The organism is Streptomyces sp. NPDC056169, from assembly GCF_042268445.1.
Taxonomy (GTDB): Bacteria; Actinomycetota; Actinomycetes; order Streptomycetales; family Streptomycetaceae; genus Streptomyces.
In genome coordinates this window covers 336,284-357,395 of the sequence record NZ_JBHJUO010000010.1, presented here as the reverse complement: position 1 = coordinate 357,395, position 21,112 = coordinate 336,284, and the positions used below count along the sequence as shown (strand labels likewise).

The window sequence follows — 21,112 nt, the reverse complement described above, 5'->3', positions numbered from 1 at the left end:
TTAAGGCGGCCGGGGGCGGGGGCGGGGGGGGGGGGGGCGGGGGGGGGGGGGGGGCGGGGGGTGGGGGGGGGGGGGGGGGGGCGGCCCCCCCCCCCCCCCCCCTCTCCCGTACCGGGATACCGGCCACTCAGGCCAGCAGCCGGCTCCAGGTGCGGGCGTCCGCCACGCCGTCGGCCGGCAGGCTCGCCGAGGACTGGAACGCCCGCACCCCCGCCTCGGTGCCCGAGCCGAAGCTGCCGTCGACGACCAGCGTCTGACCGCGCGCGTTGAGCTGGCCCTGCAGCGCCTTCACCGCGTCGCCCTGCGCTCCGCGCGCGAGCGGGTTGGCGAGCTGGTGCCAGGTCTGGTTTCCGGCCACGCCGTCGACCCCGGCCCGATTGGTCGTCTGGAAGGCCCGCACCGCGCTCTCGGTCGCCGGCCCGAAGGAGCCGTCGGCCACGACCGTGGCGCCCCGGGAGTTGAGCAGGTACTGCAGCGACCTGACGCGCTCGCCCGAGTCGCCGAGCCGCGCCACCGGCCAGCCGCCCCACGCCGGGCTGCCGCCGATCCGGGCGGCGACGTCGGCCCTGAGCTGCGGCAGCAGCGCGTACAGCCGGTCGCCGGGGCACTCGGTGTTGTTGAAGTCCCGGTGCCCGAAGATCTGGTAGGCGCGCAGCCCGTACTGGGAGCAGATGTACGCGCAGAGGTCGACCAGCTTCGCGTACTGCGCCGACCGCGGGTCCACCGACGTGTACGTGCCCTCGTTCTCGATGCCGACGGCGACGGTGTTCTGGCCGGTGCAGTGCGCCGACTCGACCTGCTGGGTACCGGCGGCCAGCGCGGCGACGCTGGAGTGCCGGCCCTCGGTGATCCAGCCGCCGCGGCTGATCGTGAAGTGCTGGCCCGAGTCGATCCAGCCCCGCGCGTCCATGTGGTCGGCCTGGATCGACCGGGACAGCTCGAAGGCGTGCGCCTGAGAGTAGTCGGTGCTGTTCGGGGACGCGGTGTGATGGACGATGATCTTCTGCGGCCCGGTGGCCAGCAGCTTCACCGGGGTGCTCGGCTCGCGGGCGCCCCAGGCCACGCACCCGGAGATCACCGGTCCGGCGAGGGCGGCCCCCGCGGCGGCGCGCGCGGTCCCCGGCAGCGCGGTCCCCAGGACCGCTCCGGCGCCGAGGGCGAAGGCCCCGGACAGCAGCGCGCGCCGTCGCGGACGCGGCATCGGCAGGTCGCTCATCGTCTCTCCCCATGTGTTCGGCAACCACCCCGCACAACGCGGAGCGGCGGCCGAATGCTATGAGCAACCCCCCTGTCCCATCAGCGAGTCCCGCACCTCAGACTTGGGCGCGTCGGCTTCTCGGGACGCCCCGGGATCCCGCCGGGCGTCGCCGCCTCAGGGCTGCGGGGCGTCCTGCGAGGGGTCGCACTCCTGCTCCTTGACCTTCGGGATCACTCCGCAGATGGAGATGGTCGAAAGGGGGTACTCGGCCACCGACAGCATCCGCGTGTAGGTGTCGCGGTCCACCCGGATGGCGGACTCCTCCGTCCGGCTGCCCTTGTCGGTGATGATCACACCGTCGCCGATCGCCCCGTTCTCCAGCCGCCCCCAGACCGCCTGGCAGGCGGCGCTGTGCCGGAGCTGGATCCGCAGCCCGCGCAGGTAGAGGAGCCGGACGGTCTTCGCGTCCCACTGGCAGTTCATCGTCTGCGGTTCGCGCCCGAGGCAGGACTCCCCGGAGCAGCCGGGCAGGGGGTGGTCGGACTCGGCGCCGGGCGTGCGCTCGGCCGCGCCCTGGGCCGTCACCCCCGAACTCTCGCCGCTCGCCGTCGACTTACCCGCGTCCGACCGCGCGCCGTCCGGCGCGGACTTCACTCCGAGGACGGCGATCACGATCAGGGCGCCCACGACCGCGCCGATCGCCATGTGGACGAGCGGCCGCACCCGTCCGGCGGGGCGGGGCCCGGGTCCGGCGGCGCGGTCCGGATCCGGCGCGGCGCCGCCGGCCGTGGCCGCGCCTCCGGCGGGCTCCGGGGCCGGACCGGCCCCGGCCCGCGCGGACCCGTCGGCGCCGTCGGGCTCTCGGGACGAGGCCGGCGCGCCACCCGGCGCGGGCCGCTCCTCCCGTACGGGTCCCCTCTCCCGTACGGGTTCTCCGTCCCGTACGGGCTTCCCCCGGCCCGCCGGCTCCTCCGGCCCCGGCGCCGTCGCGCCCCGGCCCTCGTCCTGCCCCTCGCCCAGGCCCTCCGGGCCCAGGCCGTCCGTCCCCTCTCGCTCTCCCCGCTCCGGCTCCTGCTCCCCCTGGACCTCTGGCCCGGCTCCTTCGAGTCTGCTTCTGAGGGCCAGCCTCTCGGCGTGTTCCCAGAGGGCGATCAGGGGCGTGGGGTCCTGTCCGACCACGTCCGCGAGCTGCTGGATCGCGGCGCGGCTCGGCCACTGCTTCCCGTTGAGGAAGCGCTCCCAGGACGAGCGGCTGTAGTGCGTCTTCTCGGCGAGCCGGCCGTAGCTCAGACCGAACTCCTCCTTGATCCGGCGCATCCCCGCCAGGACCCGTTCGCGGACGGCCCTGAGCTCGGCGTCCCGCCGACGCAGCTCGTCCCGGGCCTGCTTCTCGACAGCAGTCATTCGAAGCCTCTCCCCCGTGTTGAACCCCCCTTGCGAGCAAGGGAGTTCATGAACAACTTGCCGCTACCTGCGGCAGGACTTTGTCACACCGGGACACCCGCGAAACAGCGGACTCACAGACCTCCAGGGCCCGCGCGAGTGATCTGCGCCACAAGCAGCCGCGTGACACGAGTCGTCCCGCCCCATCCCGTCCCGCACGCCCCCGGCGTCCCGCGCGTCCCGGCCCCGTCCCGTATCGCTCGCGAGAGGGTCCGAAGCAACTGCCCTGGCAGCACCATGACTTCGGCCGCTCCCCGATCCACCACGAAGACAAGGACTCCGAGTGATACCCACCCGAACGCCGGACCTCCGGCGCCGCCTGCCGCTCGCCCAGGCGGCGCTCGTGCTGGCCGCCGCCCTGCTCGCCGTGCTGGCGCCCTCCGTCCCCGCGCACGCCCTGGACTCCACCACCTGGATCCAGCGCAACCTCGCGGGCATCGGCTATCTGCCGGCCGGCGCGATCGACGGCGTCTACGGCGCGCAGACCACCGCCGCGGTCCGCTCCTTCCAGCAGGACAACGGGCTCGCCGAAGACGGTGACTACGGCAGCCGCACCGAACTCGCCCTGCACGACAAGGTGAAGGAGGTGCAGCGCAAGGCCGGCGCCACGGCCGACGGCGCGTACGGCGACGGCACCAAGTCCAAGGTGACGTCCTGGCAGCAGGCGAACGGCCTGTCCGCCGACGGTGTCGCGGGCCCCGCGACCATGAACGCGATGCGGGTGGCCCGTACCGTGAAGATCACCGCACAGTGGAAGATCGCCGAGCACGGCTGGTCCGTGAGCGGCCAGTTCGGCTGCCTCGACAACCTCTGGATCCGCGAGAGCACGTGGAAGGTGTACGCGACGAACCCCTCGTCCGGCGCCTACGGCATCCCGCAGTCCCTGCCCGGCGACAAGATGGCCGCGGCGGGACCCGACTGGCAGACCAACCCGGCCACCCAGATCGAGTGGGGACTCGACTACATCAAGTCCCGCTACAGCACTCCGTGCGGGGCGTGGTCCTTCTGGCAGTCCCACAACTGGTACTAGAAAACGAGGAGTTCACCATGACATCGGCATCCGACCTGTCCCGCCGTTCACTGCTGCGCTTCGGCGCCGGCGCGGCTGCGGCCACCGGTCTGGCCGTCGGCGGCGGTCTGGTCCTGGCTTCCCCGGCCGCCGCGTACGGCTGGCCCTCGCAGCTCGCCCAGGGCGCGAGCGGCGCGGCCGTCACGGAGCTCCAGATCCGGATCGCGGGCTGGGCGGCGAGCTCGGCCCAGCAGACGTACGTCACCGTCGACGGCCAGTTCGGCCCCGGCACCGGCGCGGCGCTGCGCCGCTTCCAGGCGGCGTACGGGCTCTCCGCCGACGGGGTGGCCGGGCCCCAGACCTTCAGCCAGCTCAACGCGCTGGAGAGCTCCGACGGTTCGACCGCGCACTTCGACTTCTCCGAGTTCCAGAGCAAGGACGGCTCAGGCTTCTCGGGTGGCAAGGTGGGCGCGGCGACCGTGAAGGAGAACGTGCGCCGCAACATGTACAAGCTGGAGGCGCTGCGCAAGAAGTGCGGCGACCGGGCCGTCACGATCAACTCCGGCTTCCGCAGCATCTCCCACAACTCCTCGGTGGGCGGCGCCTCGAACTCCATGCACCTGTACGGCATCGCCGCGGACGTCGCCATCTCCGGGCTGTCCACGAAGGGCATCTACCAGAAGGCCGAGACCTGCGGATACTCGGGTCTGGAGACGTACACGGTGTCGTGGCAGCACGTGGACTCCCGGGTCGAGTACGCGTACGGCTCGCAGTCGTGGTGGTGGGAGGACGGCGTGGCCTGAGCCCGGACGCGTGCCCGCCACGGCGGGCACATGAGGTCCGACGTGGATCACAGTCATAGGTGGTGCGGAGTGGAACCGGATATGCGCGCTTCCCCTCTCTACGTCTGGTAATGCCGTGCGGGCCCTCCCCGCGGGTCCGCACGGTTCCTCCGCCCCGCCCTGTTCGTCACGTCCTGCTCCCAGGGCGACGAGCACTTCCGCTTCGGCGACAAGCCGGGCACCGCCTCGGCCACTCCCTACCGCCGCCGTGGCCGACGTGACACGACAGGCCGCACAGCACGTGCCGGACGTGCGCGGGCAGGGCCGGTAGTGGCTGGGCAACTCGGCCGCGACCTCCAGGGGCGCTCCCCGCGCGGAGCCCGCCGGCGCCGTCTCCGGGGACCGGGACCGGGGCGGGGATCACGGATTCCGGTGCCCGCCGGGTGGGGCTGCCCGGCTCTCGGCGGTGCCGGGTGGACCCGGTGAGGGCTCGCCCGCCGCGAGGTGCTCCAGGACCTCCGCCAGTTCCTGGCAGGCGCGGCGCACCGACCGGCGGGTCGCACGCTGCTCGGTGATGACGGAGGCGAGAAGCAGGGCGGTCAGGGCGGCGGAACCGTTGAACGCCTGGAGCTTGACCATGATCTCGACGTCCGTGAGGTGGAGGAAGGCGCCCCGTCCGGAGGTCGCCGCGAAGGTGGCGAGCACTGAGGCGAAGAGCGCGCACAGCATGCTTCCGGCGAGCTGGAAGCGGAGCGCTGCCCAGATCAGCAGGGGGAAGACGAGGAAGAGCATGCTCATCGGGCTGAGCACGATCATGGGCATGAGGATCAGGGTCGTCAGCCCCAGAAAGGCCGCCTCCTTCCAGCGCCGTATCCGGAACCGTCCGGCCGGCCCCGCGAGGACGAGCATGAGCGGGGCGACGAGCAGCACCCCCATCGTGTCGCCCACCCACCAGGCCAGCCAGACGGGCCAGAACTCGCTCTTGTCCAGGGAGCTCTTCGCCACCTGCAGTCCGACCCCCGCGGTCGCGCTGATCATCATGGCGCCGAACCCGCCGAGGAAGACCAGGGAGAGTCCGTCCCGCAGCCGCGCCATGTCGCGCCGGAAGCCGGCCCGTCTCAGCAGCAGGAAGGCGCAGAGTGGCGCGACGGTGTTGCTGACCACGGTGACCACTGTGGTGGGCCCCGGAGTGGTGAGGGAGGCGATGACGAGGAAGGAGCCGAGGGCGATCCCAGGCCAGACCCGCGCGCCGAGTAGCAGCAGGGCGGCGACGGCGACGCCGGTGGGAGGCCAGATGGGGGTGACCACCACGCCTTCGACGACGAGGCGGCCCATCAGGCCGAGTCGCCCGGCCGCGTAGTAGCAAACCGCCACGGCCAGCGACATCAGAGCCGCCTCCGTAGAGGACCGGAAATGCCGAGTATCCAACACGTCAGCCATCAGACACCGGCCGGGCCGCCACGACCGGGCAAGGCCCCTGCGTGTCGGGCGCCGCCGTCCGGCACGGGCCCGGGCGGGTCCGAGGACCGACCCGGCATGAGGACCGACCCGGCCCGAGGCGAGCCCCCTTCCCTCACTCCTTGGCCGCCGGCCGGGCCGGACCGCCGTCATGGCCGACGACCAGGACGGCCGCGTCGTCCTCGTGCCCTATCGTGGCCGCCAGCTTCATGACGGCGGTGGCGAGCGCGTCGACGTCCAGTCCGGCGACGGCGGTGATCCCGGCGAGCCTCGTCACCCGGTCCAGACCCTCGTCGACGTGGAGCGAGGGCCCCTCCACCACCCCGTCGGTCAGGAGGACAAAGACACCGTCGGCGGTGAGCCGGTGGCGCGTGGCCGGGTAGTCGACGCCGCGCAGCACACCGAGCGGAGGCCCGCCCTCGCTGTCGTCGATGCCGGAGCGGCCGTCGGTGGTGGCCCAGATGTAGGGGATGTGACCGGCCCGGGCGCACTCCAGGGTGCCGGCAGCGGGGTCGAGCCGCAGGAAGGTGCAGGTGGCGAAGAGGTCGGCGCCCAGAGAGATGAGCAGGTCGTTGGTGCGACCGAGCAGCTCTCCCGGGTCTCCGGTGACGGAGGCCAGCGCGCGCAGTGCCACGCGGACCTGTCCCATGAAGGCGGCGGCCTCGATGTTGTGTCCCTGCACGTCACCGATGGACATGCCGATCTGCCCGCCGGGCAGGGAGAAGGCGTCGTACCAGTCACCGCCGACGTTGAGCCCGTGGTTGGCGGGCTCATAGCGGACGGCCAGCCGGGCGCCCGGAAGACTGGGCAGGTCCGAGGGCAGCATGTCGCGCTGAAGGGCCACGGCGAGCTCGACACGGGAACGCTGCGTCTCGGCCAACTCCCGCGCCCTGGCGGTCAGCGACCCGAGCCGGACCAGAAGGTCCTCGCTGTTGTCGGCCGGCCGTCTGCGGAACATCGATCACTCCGACGTCACGACAATCCTCGCATCGCTTCGTCCCGGTCTCCAGCACGCGGGACCACAGGGGACCACCTCGGTACGAACAGGTGCTTCCTACTGTGCCCGGAGGGGACAGCGTCCGCATCTCATGGGCGGAGAACGCGGCGGACCCCAGCGGGGCCACCCCACACCGCCGGAGACGAGCAGCGGTTCGGCGAGATCGAAGGCATCGCCCCGCCCCTGACCTACGTCCGGACCGAGCAGGCCGACGCCGCGCGACCCGCAAGACACCGGCGGCCCCAAGGAGGCCAGGCATGAACACGAACCACACCCTCGTCCCCCGGCGCGAAGAGTTCTGCGCCGGTCCTCCTTGCCGTCGGCGCGGCCGTCGCCCTGCTCGACGCGCTGCCGGGCGCGCCGGCCGGTCCCGATCTTGGTGCGGCTGAGGAACGCTTCAGCCGTCCGGGCCGGCGCTGGGCGAGCGGGCGCATGGGCGGTCACGCCCGGAGGCATTGGACGGGCGGCGTGGTGGGACGTTTGGTTCTCGCGGCCGTGACAGAGTCGGTGAGATCTTGAAGCGGCGGGGGAGAGGAGCCTCATGTCGCACCTCCGACCCGGCGATTCCGGGTGGCGGCGTTTGGTACCTGGCACGCCTGGAATCGCTGTCCTCGCCCGCTACGAGCGCTCCTGGCTGCGCGGCGACCTGCTGGCGGGTGTGACCGTCGTGGCGTATCTCGTGCCGCAGGTCATGGCGTACGCGACCGTGGCGGGGCTGCCGCCTGTCGCCGGCCTGTGGGCGATCCTGCCCGCTCTGGTGCTGTACGCAGTGCTCGGCTCGTCGCGGTTGTTGTCGGTCGGGCCGGAGTCGACGACCGCGCTGATGACCGCCACGGTGGTCGCGCCGATCGCCGCCGGGGACCCTGGGCGATATGCCGTACTGGCGGCCGCGCTGGCGTTCGCGGTCGGGCTGCTGTGCGTGGTGGCGTGGGCGGTCAGGCTCGGCTTCGTCGCCGATCTCCTCTCGCGGCCGGTCCTGGTCGGCTATCTCGCGGGTGTGGCGCTGATCATGATGGTGGATCAGCTGCCGAAGACGACGGGCGTGAGTACCACGGGGTCAGGCTTCTTCCCACAGCTGGTGTCCTTCGCACAGAACCTCCCCGAGGCCCAGCCCGCGACCATCGCCGTCGCTGTCACCGCCCTCGTCCTCCTCTTCGCCCTTCCGTTCTTCCTGCACGCGGTGCCTGGGCCGCTGGTGGTGGTCGCGCTCGGCACCGTGGCGGTGGCGGCGTTCGGCCTGGACGAGCACGGCATCGCCGTGATCGGAGACGTGCCGGCGGGGCTGCCCCACCCGGCTCTGCCGGACTTCGACGAGCTGTCTCGGCTGATGGTTCCGGCGCTCGGTCTCCTCCTCGTGGGCTACACGGATGTCATCCTCACCGCGCGTGCCTTCGCCACCGGTGACGAGGTCGGGCGCCTGGACGCCAACCAGGAGTTGCTGGCCCTGGGCGCCGCGAACCTCGGCGCGGGCGTCCTGAGCGGGTTCCCGGTGAGCAGCAGTGCCAGCCGCACTGCGCTGGCGGACTCCACAGGCGCGCGAAGTCAGGTGTACTCGCTGACCGCCGGTGCGGCCGTTCTCGCCGTACTGCTGTTCCTCAGCCCGTTGCTGAGTCTCACTCCGGTTGCCGTATTGGGTGCCCTCGTCATCTATGCCGCCGTCAAGATGATCGACCTGGCGGGCTTCCGGCGGCTGGCCTCCTTCCGGCGCAGGGAACTCCTGCTGGCCGTCGGCTGTCTGTGCGGCGTGCTGTCCCTGGACATTCTGTACGGGGTGCTGGTGGCGGTCGGTCTGTCGGTGGCCGAGCTTCTGACGCGGGTCGCGCGCCCGCACGATGCCGTCCAGGGGCTGGTGCCCGGCGTGGCAGGGATGCACGACGTCGACGACTATCCGGAGGCCCGTACGATTCCTGGGCTGCTCGTCTACCGATACGACTCGCCGCTGTTCTTCGCCAACGCGGAGAACTTCCGGCGCCGTGCGCTCGCCGCCGTCGCGGAGCAGTCCGGGCCCGTCCACTGGTTCGTGCTCAATGCCGAGGCCAATGTGGAGGTGGACATCACCGCGCTGGACTCCGTCGACGAGCTGCGTCGCGAACTGGCCGGGCGCGGCATCGTGTTCGCGATGGCACGTGTGAAGCAGGACCTGCTCGACGATCTCGACGCCTACGGGCTGACCGAGTCGGTCGGTGCCGATCTGATCTTCCCCACACTGCCCACGGCGGTGGCCGCGTACGGGGACTGGCGCCGCGCCCGCGAAGACGGTTCTCCTGAGTAGGAGTCCCAGCCGTTCGGTCGGTCACTGTGCAGCGCGTACTGTGCAGCGCGGTGAGGCTCACGGGGGTCTTCCTCCACCAGGTCCGCGAGGGGTGCCCTTCATTCGGTGACGCGTACCGCGAGCGCCGGGCGGATGGCGGCCGCGCGGCGCGCCGGCCCGATCGTGGCCAGGAGCGACGCGGCGAACGTGGCTGCGGCCAGACCGCAGATGCTGGTCCATTCGACCGGGAAGCCTCCTTCGAGGCCCTCGAACGCGGCGCTGTTGCTGTACATCAGCCAGGTGGTGAGGACGCCCAGCAGCGATCCGAGGACGATTCCCTCTACGGCGATGAAGGAGCTCTCCCACAGGAAGGACCGCTGGACCGTCCGTGCCCGGAAGCCGAGGGCCCGCAGGATGCCTATGGTGCGGCGGCGTTCGCGTACGGCTCGGACCATGACGACGCCGAGGCCGGTGATGCCCACGCCGAGGCCCAGGGCGAGGAAGCCCTGCATGAGGCGGAAGAAGGCGGTGCTGGAGTCGAACTGTTGGCGGATGTCCGACTCTATGGGTGTGGCGACCAGGCTGGACGAGAGCTGCTCGCCCTGCAGCTGGGTCGCCAGGGCGTCGGGGGAGGTTCCGGGGCTGGTTCTGACCAGCGCGGAGGCGTTCTGTGTCTGGGTGCCGAAGAGCTCGCGCGTCGCCTGTTCGCTCTGCACCACCGGGTACGTCGTCGAACTGGCGCCGGTGCCGGGGTAGAAGACCAGCCCGTTGCTGAGCACGCCGGCGATGACCTTCTGTTCGCTGCGGCCCGTGCGGGGGTCTGTCAGAGTGAGGGTGTCGCCGGGGTCGTAGTAGTCGCCGGCCGGTCCGCCGGTGCTGCCGAAGAAGCCGTCGAGCACGACGTAGCGGCGGTCGGAGGCGAGGGCCTGCCACACGGCGGCGTCGTTGGTCAGGCCGGGCAGGCGCTCCCGGAACGTGATGCCGGTGATCGCTCCGTCGGGTACGCCGACGACGGCGGTGTCCAGCGGTTGAGAGCTGCGGTGTCCCGGGTCGGTAGCCCGTCCCGCAGCATTGAGCAGCGGTGTGACGGCGGCGATCTCGGGTGCGGACGGGCCGCCGCGGAGATCGGCGAGCAGCCGGTCGCCGGCGACCTGCGGGTTGTAGTCCAGTCGCAGGGAGTAGCCGGCGGTGGCGTCGGCGACGACTCCGTCGACGCCGGCGCGGATGATCCCCGAGATCTCCGTCAGGAGCACCAGGACGAACACGATCAGCGTGTACATCACCAGCGTCGCGCCGGTCCTGAAGCGCTTGGCCAGCGGATAGGCGACGGCGAGCCGCGCCGCCAGGCCGCCCTCCGTCGGGCGCTGGAGGAACCGCCGTACGGGACGGAGCAAGGTCTTCTGGTTGTCGCTGACGAGCACCACGGAGGAGAAGGCGGCCAGGGCGCCCTGGATGACGTATACGGACATCGAGGGGGTGTCGAAGATCCGGGGGCGGATGACGGGTGCCAGGAGCGTCCAGGCGAGGACGGTTCCCGCGACCAGGGTGGTGACCGTGTGACGGGGGAGGACTCGCAGGAGCGCAGGGGTGGCGAAGGCGAGGGCGAGCGCCGGCATGAGGTACGTCGCGTCGGGCTGGCTGCGCGCCACGGCCGGGACGGCCACGAGCGCGCACAGGACGGCCAGGGCGGTGGAGACCGCGAGCAGACGGCGGCGCGGTCCCTGTCCGGGCGTGGCGGGGAGGTCACGGATCGCGGCGATGATGTTGAACCTGCTGATGCGCACGCTGGTGGCCAGGATGGCGGCGAAGGCGATGAGCAGGCCCATGGCCAGACCGTTCAGGACGCTCGTGGGAGTGACGGCGAACGCGATGCGGATGCTGCTTCCACCGACCGACCAGCCCTGGAAGATCTGTGCGGCCACCACAGCGACGCCCCAGCCGACAGCGACCCCGATGGCCACGCCCGGCAGCGCGGACAGCAACGCGTACGTCGCCCCTTCGAGCGTGAACGCCCCGACGAGCCGCGAGCGCTTCATCCCCACGGCCCGCACCATGCCCATCTGGGACTTCCGCTCCTCGCCGAGCATCACGAAGATGTTCACCAGGAGCAGCGCGCCCGCGATGATGCTGAAACTGCCGATCATGAGGAACAGTGCGCCGAGGGAGTCCCCGGCCTGCTTCGCGTCGCGCAGGACCGTCTGCTTCGGTGTCTCGATCTCCGTCTGCCCGGCGAGCGGGCCCAGAGCCTGCCGGATGTCGGCTGTCACCTGGTCGGTCAGGGCTTCGCCGCCTTCGACGCCGCCTCGGTTGGAGACGAAGGTGACCGAGCGCGGTTCCGCACCGGCGGTCCGGGCGGCGGAGTCCAGGGTCCCCGGTGCCAGGAACACGTCGCGGTTCATCCTGCCGCCGAGGCCTATACCGGCCAGGCCCTCTTCCGGCACCACACGCTCGACCCGGTACGTCCCCGGAACTCCGAACAGGTACAGCGTGACCGGATCACCGGCCTTCACGCTCAGGGATCGGGCCAGCGGCTCGTTGACCACGACCTGGCCCGGCTTCGGATTCGGCCCGCCGAGTCCGGAGTCTCCACCCGCTGCGCCGAAGCGCGCCGCCTTGTCGAAGTCCATCTGCCAGGCCAGGACGCGTGGCTCGGCGACTCTGCGGTCGGCCACACCGCTGACCGCCGATGCCTGGCTGGCCTGGGCGTTCAGCACTCCGTCGATGTCGGGATCGCCCGCCAGGGAGGCCATCCGTTCCGTCACGGCGCGTCCGGCCGGGCCGGGGGCTGCTACGACACGCTCGTCCACGGGCCCCAGGGTCCGGTACGCCTCCTGCCGTACGGAGAAGTTCAGGGTGTCGCCGACGACCAGGGCCCCGATGACGATGGCCGTTCCGAGCATCGATCCGCCGATCACCAGCGCTGCCTCGGTGCGCCGTCGGGCGACCTGCCGGAAGGCCAGCCGCCGCGACACCGGCTGCCGGACGGCGACCAGCACCAGGGCCGCGAGGGCGAGCGCCAAGGCGGCGAGCAGCGGGATGAGGAGATTCGGGTACATGGTCAGCCCAAAGGGGCGTCGGGGATCGGGGCTCGGGCCGTGACGGTCTGGCGGACGTCGTCGACCAGCTGCCCGTCGTGCATGCGGATCAGCCGGGGGGCGCGGGCGCCGATGGCGCTGTCGTGGGTGACCAGGACGATCGTCTGGCCCTCGTCCTGGTTGAGCTCGCACAGCAGGTCCATGACCTGGTCGGCCATCGCGCTGTCGAGGTTGCCCGTCGGTTCGTCCGCCCACACGACGGCCGGGCGTCCGGCCAGGGCGCGGGCGATGGTCACCCGCTGCTGTTCACCCCCGGACATCTCGCTCGGCCGGTGCTCGACCCGGTGGCCGAGGCCCACCCGGTCGAGCATGTCCAGCGCCCTGCGACGCGCTTCACGCGTCCGGGTGCCCACCAGGAGCAGGGGCAGTTCGACGTTCTCCACCGCGGAGAAGACGGGGATGAGGTTGAACGCCTGGAAGACGAACCCCATGGTGTGCGCCCGGTGCTCCGTGCGCGCCGCGTCCGACATCGCGAACAGGTCGTGGCCGTCGACCTCCACCCGTCCGGCGTCGATGTCGTCGAGCCCGGACAGACAGTTCAGGAGCGTGGTCTTCCCGGAGCCGGACGGTCCCATGACCGCCACCATCTCCCCGCGGCGCACGATGAGATCCAGGTCGAGCAGGGCCGTGACCTCCACGGAGCCCGTCCGGTAGATCTTCCGGACCCCGGTGGCGACGAGGAGTCCCTGGTCGGCGTTCATGTCTTCCATACCAACCTCCGGAAGGAATCGGCGGCTACGGGCCACCCAGGCCCGGAAACGGGCCGAACGGCCCAATCACCGGGTCACCGGGTCACCGGGTCACCGCGAGGCCCGCATGAGCGGTCTCGCAGCCGAGGCCAGGGGTCTGCGGCGCACCTCTCCTCGCGGGTCTCTCGCACGAGCGGCTCGACCGGGAGGGGGCCGTGCCCTGGCCCTGCCCCGAGCCGGACCGGCCGGGCGAAAGCACTCTGTACGTTGACGAGTTCGCCACTTCTGACGAGCGCGCCCACCTGTCGGCGGCCCCCTATCTGCCACCCGGCGAGGCCCCGGACCAGGACTGTCCGCTGGTGCTCGTCACCGGGCGCCGCGCGGTTCGGAGTCCGGGACGGCACTCAGGTCACCGTCGAGAGCCGTCACGGACAGGCACGACTCGTCGCCCGCGTCGGGACGGAGCTTGCTCGGGCAGCTCTTCTGCGCGTTTCACTTCCCGGCCAGTGGCGTCAACTCCCTCACCTCGGAGCGTGCCGACACCGTGACCTCGTGTCCGGAGTACAAGGTCACGCCGGTACGGCTGCGTTCGACGGTGTCCGACGACTGACGGGCACCGATCAGTCGTGGGGAACGAGGGCCACGGGCACCGGGCTGTGGTGCAGGACGGCGTGGGCCACGCTGCCGATGTGCGCGCCTAGCGTCGAACGGCGGGTACGCCGGCCCACCACCACGAGGGAGGCCTCCCGGGCGACCGCCACCAGTTCGAGTCCGGCCGATCCGACCGCCACGCGGGCGACCGCCTCGACGTCGGGATACTTCGCCCGCCAGGGTTCCAGCATGGCCTCCACCGAACGCCTGATCTCCGGCACCATGGAAAGCCTGAAGTCCGGGACCATCGCGGGCCCCATTCCCGCGTGCAGTGGCAGCTGCTGTACGTACACGACGAGGACCTGGGTGTGCCGTCGCGCGGCTTCCTCGAAGGCGAAGCCCAGCACGGAGTCCACAGGCTGCCGGACGTCGGCCCCGACCATGACGGGGCGTTGTGGAGTGCTGCCCGCGCCGACGGCCCGAACGAACACGACGGGACGCTCGACGACACCGGCGACTGTCAGGCCGGCCGAGCCGAGCAGGTATCCGGCCACGCTGCCCAGCGCACGCGAGCCGAGGACCAGCAGCTCGCTCTCCTCGGCCGCGGCGACGAGACCCGGCACGGGCCCCGAGGACAGCAGTTGTGACGTCACCGTCAGGCCGGGATGGCGCTCACGCAGTTCACCGGCGGTGCGCGCCATCATCTCCCTGGCCCACGGCTCCTCGGACTCCCACTCCGCGAGGGACAGAGCGGCCTCCGGTACCGGTTCCTTCGCGTGCACCAGACGCACGTCCGTGCCGCGCAGCAGCGCCTCCTCGGCCGCCCACTCCGCGGCCGCCCTCGCTTGCTCCGTACCGTCCAGGCCGACCACGATGCTCCGCGTCATGATCGTCCACCTCCTCGTTCGGTGTCATCGACGTCGTACGTGAGACGGGTGCAGGAGACCGAGACCACGCCGTCCACCGTGGCGCACATGCGCTCGATCGCCGGGATCATGCCCCTGAAGGGCAGCCTCCCGCCGAGCTCCACCCGCCCGTCGTGCACGTCGACGGCGAGGGCGGTCGGTTCGAGGCGCAGGGTGTCGCCGAGCACGTCCTCGACGATCTCCCGGCGGATGTCGTCGTCCTCGCGGAGGAAGACGGCCAACAGGTCACGGCGGCTCACGATGCCCACCAGCCGGTCGTCGCCGTCGACGACGACGAGCCGTTTGACCCCCTGGACCTCCATCAGTCGCGCCGTCTCCGCCACGGTCCACTCGGTGCGGGCACACACGGCGGGTGCGGACATCAGCTCCTCGGCCCGCGTCCCCTCGGCCTTCGCCCGCTCCCACGCCTCCAGATCCGGAACGGCCGGCAGGCCACTCGGTGCGGCGGCCTGATCGGCGGTCTTGCGCAGGAGATCCCCCTCCGACACGACCCCGACCACCCGGCCCTCGCCGTCCACCACGGGAACAGCGGTCACTCGGTGGTGCGAGAGCGTGCGGACGATCTCCTTGAACGGGGCGTCGCCGCGGACGCTCACCACCTCGCGGGTCATCAGCTCGCTGATCCTGCGGTGACGCATCATCCGCTCCTTTCCTGTGCGGACGCACTGGCCTCGGCCACCAGGCGGGCGGCGCAGCCGTCCCAGGTGTCGAGGGCCGGATAGTCGTCCTCGGTGACGACACGCCGCACGGCTTGCCGGACGAACGCCTTCGCCTGGTCGTGGTTCACCGTTTCTCCGGTTGGTGCAGCAGCCGGTCCATGGCGGTCAGGAGGCGCGGGCCCATGTGCGCGACGGGGGTGCTTCGCCTTCGGTGGTCCGGCGGACGTACCGCCGCGTGCGGTGGCCATCACGGGTCCTTCCCGGAGAGCTCGGCCGTCCCGGCCGGGTCGGGGGTCTCCAGCGTCGACACGTCGCCCTCGGGCAGGCCCAGTTCGCGGGCCCGCAGCAGGCGGCGCATCACCTTCCCGCTGCGGGTGTGGGGCAGGTCCTCGACGAACTCGATCTCCCGGGGGGCGACGGCCGGGCCGAGGCGCCGGCGGGCGAACGCCAGGACATCGCGCCGTAGTTCGGGGTCGGGCGGAAACTCGGCGCGCGGCAGCACGAACGCCTTGACGATCGCGCCGACCAGCGGGTCAGGGCGTCCGATCACACCGGCCTCGGCGACGGCCGGATGCTCCATGAGCGCGCTCTCCACCTCGAACGGCCCGATGAGGTGCCCCGCGGACTTGATGACGTCGTCCGCTCGGCCCACGAACCAGTACCAGCCGCCGGTGTCGCGGCTGACGAGGTCGCCGGTCAGGTACCAGCCGTCGGCGAAGCACGCTTCGTAACGGCGCGGCTCGTGGAGGTAGGCCCGGAACATCGACGGCCAGCCCGCCCGCAGGGCGAGCTCGCCCTGGGCACCCGGTTCCCGGAGGACATGGACCCGCCCGTCGGTGATCGCGGCCCGGCCGTCCTCGCCGCATGCCAGGACGGCGGCCTCGACACCGGGAAGCGGTCGGCCCATCGAACCGGGCCGCACCGGATCGGCCGCGAAGTTGGCGATCATGATGGCACCGGTCTCGGTCTGCCACCAGGTGTCATGGACCGGAAGCCCGAGAGCCTCCCGGCCCCAGTGCACGGCCTCGGGGTTCAGTGGCTCTCCGACGCTCGCGACGAACCGGAGCGCCGAGAGGTCGTGGCGCGCGGCGGGCGTCGGCTCGCCGCCGCGTGGTGCGGCCCGCATGAGCATGCGGAGCGCGGTGGGCGCGGTGTACCAGACGGTGACGTGCTGGTCGGCGAGGATCCCGTACCAGCGAGCGGGGGCGAAGTCCCCTTCGTCGACGACGGTCGCCACCCCGTGGGTGAGCGGGGCGATGATGCCGTACGACATGCCGGTGACCCAGCCGGGGTCGGCGGTGCACCAGAAGACGTCGCCCTCGTGCAGGTCCAGGGCGTAGGCGGCGGTGACGTGATGGGCGAGGACCGCCTCGTGCGCGTGGACCGCGCCCTTGGGGGTGCCTGTCGTGCCGCTGGTGAAGTGCAGCAGTGCCGGCTCGGCAGCATCGGTCGGGCCCACCGTGTACGTGTCCGGCGCGGCGGCCGTGAGAGCGGGGAAGGAGAGGGTGTCCGGGGGCGGGTCGGCCCCGGGGTCGAGAAGCAGGACGTGCCGCAGGTGGGGAAGACGGGACCGTACCGGGGCCACCTCGCGTTCGTACAGCTCCCGGGTCGTGACCAGCGCCCGGGCGTTGCCCAGCCCCATGCGCAGTGCGACGGGTTCGGGCCCGAAGGCGCTGAACAGGGGACACACGACTAGGCCGGCCCGCAGCGTTCCGAGAACGGTGCTGTACAGCTCGAACCGGCGGCCCAGGAGGGTGAACACCCGCTCGCCGCGTTCCAGGCCGAGCGTCTCCAGAACGTGCGCGAAGCGGGAGCTCTCGGCTGCGAGCCCGGCGAAGCTGACCGTCCGGACGGATCCGTCGCGGGCGATGCAGCGCAACGCGACCTGCTCGCCGTGGCCCTCGCGCAGGTGCCGGTCGACCGCCTCGTACCCGATGTTCATGCCGCCGTCCGGCAGCCCGGCGAGCCGGGACCGCTCCCATCGCCAGGAGAAGACGGCCCGGGCGCTGTCGTAGTCGGGCATGACCGGTGCCACCCACAGGGCGTTCATCGCGGTGGCTCCACGTCGAGCGCGAGGTTGTCATAGGCGTACTCGATCGATTCGTGCAGGGCGACGACTCCGTCGACCGAACGGCAGAGCCGCACGATCACGCGGATGTCGGCCCGCTCGTCGACCCGGCCCGTCAGCCTGACGACTCCGTCGCCGACGCTCACACGGATCGTGTCGAGGGCCAGGCGCAGCGTGTCGGTCAGGACGTCGTGCTCGATCTCGTCACGGATCGCGGTGTCACTGCGCAGGAAGGGCCGCAGCAGGTCGCTGCGGCTGATGATCCCGACGAGTCGACCGGTCTCGTCGGTCACGGGCAGCCTCTTCACAGCCTTGCGCTGCATCGTCCGGGCCGTCTCGACGAGATTCCAGTTCGCCTGTGCCGTGACGGCCGGCGAGGTCATCAGCTGGGCGGCCGTCTCCGCATCGGGCATCCCTCGTTCCTGGGACAGCAGCCGGACACCCGCCCAACGGCCCTCCAGGTCGGGGAGCTCGGCGGTGGAACGCAGCAGGTCGGCCTCCGAGACCACACCGAGCAGGCGCCGGTCGGCGTCGACGACAGGGACCGCCGAGACGTCATGGTCGGCGAGGAGCCGGGCGATCTCCTTGAACGGGGTCTCTGGGGCTGCGGTGACCACATCGTGGGTCATCACCTCGACAACCGTGCGGTGCTGCATGACGGTACTCCTTCAGGGGACGCGGCCGCCCCAGTTCTCACTCTGCTGCGCGCAGCTCGCCCGGGGCAGTGCCGAATGGTCCCCTTCCGGGACTTTCGGCCCCTATGGCGGCCGGCCGGCCGGGACGCACAGTGGAGAAGGCGAGGGAGCCCGTCCCGGGAGGACCGCGGCCGGGCGCTCGTGCCGGGAGGCGAGAACCATGGCTGGAACCGGAGAACGGGACGGTCAGGAGAAGCCCCGCGCCGAGTTGTGGGCTCGCGTCGGCGACCGGCTGATCGTGGGCGGTGCCACGGTCGGGGACGAGGGGCGTGACGGTGAGATCGTCGGGCTCCACCATCCGGACGGCACTCCGCCCTTCGACGTCCGATGGTCGGACACGGGCAGGGTCACCGAGGTGTTCCCGGGCCCGGACGCGCGCGTCCAGCACCTTCCGCCGCACGGCACGACAGAGGCCGGACCCGGGAAGGCCGCTACGCGGTCGTGAACTCCCCGTCGCAGCCACCGCCTGGTCCGGGCGGTCCGCGCCCGGGACCGACCGGCCCTATCCGGTCACTTCCGCCCGGTGCGAGCGTGGCAGCAGGCCACCTCACGAACCGGAAAGGCGGTGGGCACGATGGAAGCGCCCCTGGTGGTAGGAGTAGACGGGTCCGACGCCAGTCTCACGGCCTTGGACTGGGCCGTCGACGAAGCGGTACGGCAGGCGCTTCCCCTGCACATCGTCCATGCCTCCCTGTGGGAACGGTACGAGGGGGTCGCGCCGGCCGGGACCACGGACCGACCCTCGGGCCAGGTCCTCGCCGAGAACATCGCCGGCGCCGCAGCCGAACGCGCCCGCCGTCGTGCACCCGACCTGCCGCTCACCACGGCCGTCCTCGCCGAGGACGCGTCCAGCGCCCTGCTCAGGGAGGGGCGGGAGGGCACGATCCTCGTCGTCGGGTCACGTGGGCGCGGCGAGCTCTCCGACCTTCTGCTCGGATCCGTCAGCCTCATCGTGGCCGCCCGAGCCCACTGTCCGGTCATCGTCGTCCGCGGGGACCGGCAGGCCCTGGAAGCGCGCCACGGGCGCGTCCTGCTCGGCGTCGGCGAGCAGGACGTGGACTCGCCGGCCGTGCGGTTCGCCTTCCGCGAGGCGGCCGTCCGGGACGCGGAACTCGACGTCGTCCGCACCTGGCGCCGGGAGGCCCATGGACCGGCCGACCACCTGCTGATGAGGCGCGCCGGGGCGGCCTACTTCACGGAAGGGGCTTCCGAACTGCTCGACAAGGCCCTTGAGGCCACTGCGTCCGAACATCCCCAGGTGCGCCTGCGCAGGAGCACGGTCGAGGGCCCCGCCCACAAGATACTGACCGAGCGCTCAGCCGCCGCCGACCTGCTGGTCGTCGGCTCCAGGCGCCGGGACGGGCTCGTCGGCCTGGAGCTCGGCAGGGTCGCCCACCGAGCCCTGCACCACGCCTCGTGTCCGGTCGCCGTCGTACCCCAGCGGCGCCCCGTGACCACGGAAGGAGACCAGTGATGAACATTCCTCGTGAGCCGCATTCCTCGCACGGTGAGCCGCATTCCTCGCACGCCGGCGACCTCGGCCGCCGCGTCGCATCGAGGCGCACCCGACTCGGCCTGTCCTGGGAGGACGTGGCCGAACGGGCCGGCTCCACGCCCGGCTTCATCGCCTACGTGGAGGAGCAGATGGCCACCCCCGGGATCGAGTTCCTGGTCCGGCTTGCGAACGCTCTGGAGACCACTGTCCAGGATCTCACCGGGTACACGGCGGACCTCGCGCCCGGAGGAGCCCGCGCCGGGTACCGGGCACGGATGGAGGACATCGGCGAGGCCGAGTGCTGGGAGCTGCTCGACGGCCACGGTGTCGGCAGGGTTGCCGTCGAAGGACGGGACGGGCTGATGGTGATTCCCGTGAACTACCAGGTCGTCGACGGGGACATCGTCTTCATGACCGCCGCGGACTCGACCCTCGCGCGCGCCTCGACGTCCGGCGTGGAGGTCGCGTTCGAGGAGGACCACCTGGACGAAGCCTTCAGCCAGGGCTGGAGCGTCCTCCTCGTCGGCCCGGCACGCACGGTGTCGGAGGAGACGGAAGTGCGGAGGATCAAGGACGCCGTCCATTCGGCGCCGTGGGCGGGGGACGGGCGGGACACCGTGGTGACCCTCTCACCGCGCCGAGTGACCGGACGGCGCATTCAGGTGCCCGGCGCGCCGTCGGGAACCGCTGACCCAGGGCTGTCCCGTGAGTGATCTGTGAGAGTGGTGCGCAGGCTCTCACGCCAAGGGGACGACGGCGACCGGCGCGGGACTGTGGTGGATCACGGCGTGGGCGACATGGCCCAGATGCGGGCCCAAGGGGACGTTCCGACTCCGGCGTCCCACGATGACGAGCTGCGCGGTCTGTGACGCCTCGACCAGCTGGTACGCGGGCGAGCCCACCACCGACTCGGCCTCCACTTCCACGCCCGCGAAACGCTTCCGCCACGGCTCCAGCAGGCCGTTCAGCCCCCCGAGGAGGTGGCTGCCCAGCTCCTCGCCGATCCCCGGGTCCACGGTGGCCGCGTAGCCGTACGAGGCGGGAAGCGTCCAGCTGTGGAGGAACCGCAGCGGCGTGCCCTTCCGGGCGGCTTCGGAGAAGGAGAACGCGAGCAGGGCTTCGCACGGGTGGTGGATGTCGACGCCCGCCACGATGCCCCCTTCGGGAGCTGCCCGGTCGTCCACCGCGCGTACGAGGACGACCGGCTGTCGGGCCGCGCCGACGACGGCGAGGGAGACCGAGCCGACGAGGAAGCCGCGGACGCCGCCGAGTCCGCGCGCACCCAGTACCGTCAGATCCGCCTTGTTCGCGGCGGCCGTCAGTTCCTCGGCTGCCCGGCCACGCGCGTACTCCGTGACGACCTCGAGGTCGGGATGGTTCTTCCGCGATCGGTCCGTCTGCTCTCGCATCAACCTCTCGGTCTGCTCGTCATGGGCGAGTGTGCGGGCGTACGCAACGGGTACGTCCGGCATGCTCGGCCATTCCTCCACGTGCACCAGTCTGAGGGGCACTTCGCGCAGTACCGCTTGCGTCGCGGCCCAACGGGCGGCGGCGAGGCTTTCCTCAGAGCCGTCCAGACCGACGGTGACCTGGGCTGTCATGGCGTGCCTCCCTCGTCGAGTCCTTTCTGACCCGTCCCGACTCCGGACCGGACAGGACATCTCACATTTCAGGTTGGTGCCCCGTCGCCTCCGGCAGCAGGGCCGGGCAGGCCTCGATCGGGGCCGAACGGCCCATCCCGAGGAGGCCCACCACG

At 71.7% G+C, this 21,112-nt stretch carries 18 protein-coding genes; 6 read left to right on the top strand and 12 right to left on the bottom strand.

Going from position 1 to position 21,112, the window contains the following annotated elements:
• Positions 1–127: 127 nt before the first annotated feature.
• Both ACFC0G_RS18880 and ACFC0G_RS18875 read right to left on the bottom strand, forming a co-directional pair.
• Positions 128–1,216 carry an N-acetylmuramoyl-L-alanine amidase gene (locus ACFC0G_RS18880; protein WP_376404518.1) on the bottom strand — a complete coding sequence of 363 codons (1,089 nt, stop codon included), beginning with the start codon at positions 1,214–1,216 and terminating at the stop codon, positions 128–130.
• Between the two features lie 156 nt (positions 1,217–1,372).
• Positions 1,373–2,602 (bottom strand): helix-turn-helix domain-containing protein, encoded by a 1,230-nt coding sequence (locus ACFC0G_RS18875; protein WP_376404516.1) that lies wholly within the window; start codon positions 2,600–2,602, stop codon positions 1,373–1,375.
• A gap of 322 nt (positions 2,603–2,924) precedes the next feature.
• Between ACFC0G_RS18875 and ACFC0G_RS18870 the strand changes: the two genes are divergently transcribed.
• Positions 2,925–3,671, top strand: coding sequence for a peptidoglycan-binding protein (locus ACFC0G_RS18870; RefSeq protein WP_376404515.1), 747 nt, complete (start codon positions 2,925–2,927; stop codon positions 3,669–3,671).
• 17 nt (positions 3,672–3,688) lie between these two features.
• Positions 3,689–4,453, top strand: a complete 765-nt coding sequence (locus ACFC0G_RS18865; protein ID WP_376404513.1) for a D-Ala-D-Ala carboxypeptidase family metallohydrolase — start codon at positions 3,689–3,691, stop codon at positions 4,451–4,453.
• A gap of 399 nt (positions 4,454–4,852) precedes the next feature.
• On the opposite strand, the gene ACFC0G_RS18860 is transcribed toward ACFC0G_RS18865, so the two are convergent.
• Together ACFC0G_RS18860 and ACFC0G_RS18855 are read right to left on the bottom strand one after the other, a co-directional pair.
• Positions 4,853–5,872 carry an MASE1 domain-containing protein gene (locus ACFC0G_RS18860; protein WP_376404511.1) on the bottom strand — a complete coding sequence of 340 codons (1,020 nt, stop codon included), beginning with the start codon at positions 5,870–5,872 and terminating at the stop codon, positions 4,853–4,855.
• Positions 5,873–6,005: 133 nt separating this feature from the next.
• Entirely contained in the window at positions 6,006–6,848 is an 843-nt protein-coding gene (locus ACFC0G_RS18855; protein WP_376404509.1) for a PP2C family protein-serine/threonine phosphatase, read from the bottom strand.
• A 580-nt stretch (positions 6,849–7,428) separates the two neighbouring features.
• Here ACFC0G_RS18855 and ACFC0G_RS18850 point away from each other — a divergent pair.
• Entirely contained in the window at positions 7,429–9,159 is a 1,731-nt protein-coding gene (locus tag ACFC0G_RS18850; protein WP_376404507.1) for a SulP family inorganic anion transporter, read from the top strand.
• Positions 9,160–9,257: 98 nt separating this feature from the next.
• Here ACFC0G_RS18850 and ACFC0G_RS18845 read toward each other — a convergent pair whose 3' ends face one another.
• The 7 genes from ACFC0G_RS18845 to ACFC0G_RS18815 form a co-directional block, all read right to left on the bottom strand.
• On the bottom strand, positions 9,258–12,194 hold the full coding sequence (locus ACFC0G_RS18845; RefSeq protein ID WP_376404505.1) for an ABC transporter permease: 2,937 nt from the start codon (positions 12,192–12,194) through the stop codon (positions 9,258–9,260).
• A 2-nt stretch (positions 12,195–12,196) separates the two neighbouring features.
• On the bottom strand, positions 12,197–12,934 hold the full coding sequence (locus ACFC0G_RS18840) for an ABC transporter ATP-binding protein (protein ID WP_376404502.1): 738 nt from the start codon (positions 12,932–12,934) through the stop codon (positions 12,197–12,199).
• 608 nt (positions 12,935–13,542) lie between these two features.
• On the bottom strand, positions 13,543–14,400 hold the full coding sequence (locus ACFC0G_RS18835) for a universal stress protein (RefSeq protein WP_376404500.1): 858 nt from the start codon (positions 14,398–14,400) through the stop codon (positions 13,543–13,545).
• Entirely contained in the window at positions 14,397–15,077 is a 681-nt protein-coding gene (locus tag ACFC0G_RS18830; RefSeq protein WP_376404498.1) for a CBS domain-containing protein, read from the bottom strand. The genes ACFC0G_RS18835 and ACFC0G_RS18830 overlap by 4 nt, the downstream gene beginning before the upstream one ends.
• Positions 15,077–15,226: a hypothetical protein gene (locus ACFC0G_RS18825; protein WP_376404496.1), complete on the bottom strand. Its 150-nt coding sequence runs from the start codon at positions 15,224–15,226 to the stop codon at positions 15,077–15,079. The genes ACFC0G_RS18830 and ACFC0G_RS18825 overlap by 1 nt, the downstream gene beginning before the upstream one ends.
• Before the next feature lie 119 nt (positions 15,227–15,345).
• The gene (gene acsA, locus ACFC0G_RS18820) at positions 15,346–17,148 is read right to left on the bottom strand and encodes an acetate--CoA ligase (protein ID WP_376404494.1); all 1,803 of its coding nucleotides are present in this window, start codon (positions 17,146–17,148) and stop codon (positions 15,346–15,348) included.
• Entirely contained in the window at positions 17,145–17,822 is a 678-nt protein-coding gene (locus ACFC0G_RS18815; protein WP_376404492.1) for a CBS domain-containing protein, read from the bottom strand. The genes acsA and ACFC0G_RS18815 overlap by 4 nt, the downstream gene beginning before the upstream one ends.
• A 199-nt stretch (positions 17,823–18,021) precedes the next feature.
• On the opposite strand from ACFC0G_RS18815, the gene ACFC0G_RS18810 reads away from it, so the two are divergent.
• From ACFC0G_RS18810 to ACFC0G_RS18800, 3 genes are all read left to right on the top strand, one after another.
• On the top strand, positions 18,022–18,306 hold the full coding sequence (locus ACFC0G_RS18810; RefSeq protein ID WP_376404490.1) for a DUF1918 domain-containing protein: 285 nt from the start codon (positions 18,022–18,024) through the stop codon (positions 18,304–18,306).
• 129 nt (positions 18,307–18,435) lie between these two features.
• Complete coding sequence (locus tag ACFC0G_RS18805; RefSeq protein ID WP_376404488.1) at positions 18,436–19,335, top strand: universal stress protein; 900 nt, start codon at positions 18,436–18,438, stop codon at positions 19,333–19,335.
• The gene (locus ACFC0G_RS18800) at positions 19,335–20,069 is read left to right on the top strand and encodes a helix-turn-helix domain-containing protein (RefSeq protein WP_376404486.1); all 735 of its coding nucleotides are present in this window, start codon (positions 19,335–19,337) and stop codon (positions 20,067–20,069) included. Before ACFC0G_RS18805 ends, ACFC0G_RS18800 begins: the two co-directional genes overlap by 1 nt.
• Before the next feature lie 24 nt (positions 20,070–20,093).
• On the opposite strand, the gene ACFC0G_RS18795 is transcribed toward ACFC0G_RS18800, so the two are convergent.
• Positions 20,094–20,957, bottom strand: coding sequence for a universal stress protein (locus tag ACFC0G_RS18795; protein ID WP_376404484.1), 864 nt, complete (start codon positions 20,955–20,957; stop codon positions 20,094–20,096).
• Between the last annotated feature and the right edge of the window lie 155 nt (positions 20,958–21,112).

Excerpts from the sequence above, each read along its gene's own strand:
- ACFC0G_RS18880 (WP_376404518.1), bottom strand. The coding sequence starts at position 1,216 with ATGAGCGACCTGCCGATGCCGCGTCCGCGACGGCGCGCGCTGCTGTCC.
- ACFC0G_RS18875 (WP_376404516.1), bottom strand. The coding sequence starts at position 2,602 with ATGACTGCTGTCGAGAAGCAGGCCCGGGACGAGCTGCGTCGGCGGGAC.
- ACFC0G_RS18865 (WP_376404513.1), top strand. The coding sequence starts at position 3,689 with ATGACATCGGCATCCGACCTGTCCCGCCGTTCACTGCTGCGCTTCGGC.
- ACFC0G_RS18860 (WP_376404511.1), bottom strand. The coding sequence starts at position 5,872 with ATGGCTGACGTGTTGGATACTCGGCATTTCCGGTCCTCTACGGAGGCG.
- ACFC0G_RS18855 (WP_376404509.1), bottom strand. The coding sequence starts at position 6,848 with ATGTTCCGCAGACGGCCGGCCGACAACAGCGAGGACCTTCTGGTCCGG.
- ACFC0G_RS18850 (WP_376404507.1), top strand. The coding sequence starts at position 7,429 with ATGTCGCACCTCCGACCCGGCGATTCCGGGTGGCGGCGTTTGGTACCT.
- ACFC0G_RS18845 (WP_376404505.1), bottom strand. The coding sequence starts at position 12,194 with ATGTACCCGAATCTCCTCATCCCGCTGCTCGCCGCCTTGGCGCTCGCC.
- ACFC0G_RS18840 (WP_376404502.1), bottom strand. The coding sequence starts at position 12,934 with ATGAACGCCGACCAGGGACTCCTCGTCGCCACCGGGGTCCGGAAGATC.
- ACFC0G_RS18835 (WP_376404500.1), bottom strand. The coding sequence starts at position 14,400 with ATGACGCGGAGCATCGTGGTCGGCCTGGACGGTACGGAGCAAGCGAGG.
- ACFC0G_RS18830 (WP_376404498.1), bottom strand. The coding sequence starts at position 15,077 with ATGCGTCACCGCAGGATCAGCGAGCTGATGACCCGCGAGGTGGTGAGC.
- acsA (WP_376404494.1), bottom strand. The coding sequence starts at position 17,148 with ATGAACGCCCTGTGGGTGGCACCGGTCATGCCCGACTACGACAGCGCC.
- ACFC0G_RS18815 (WP_376404492.1), bottom strand. The coding sequence starts at position 17,822 with ATGCAGCACCGCACGGTTGTCGAGGTGATGACCCACGATGTGGTCACC.
- ACFC0G_RS18810 (WP_376404490.1), top strand. The coding sequence starts at position 18,022 with ATGGCTGGAACCGGAGAACGGGACGGTCAGGAGAAGCCCCGCGCCGAG.
- ACFC0G_RS18805 (WP_376404488.1), top strand. The coding sequence starts at position 18,436 with ATGGAAGCGCCCCTGGTGGTAGGAGTAGACGGGTCCGACGCCAGTCTC.
- ACFC0G_RS18800 (WP_376404486.1), top strand. The coding sequence starts at position 19,335 with ATGAACATTCCTCGTGAGCCGCATTCCTCGCACGGTGAGCCGCATTCC.
- ACFC0G_RS18795 (WP_376404484.1), bottom strand. The coding sequence starts at position 20,957 with ATGACAGCCCAGGTCACCGTCGGTCTGGACGGCTCTGAGGAAAGCCTC.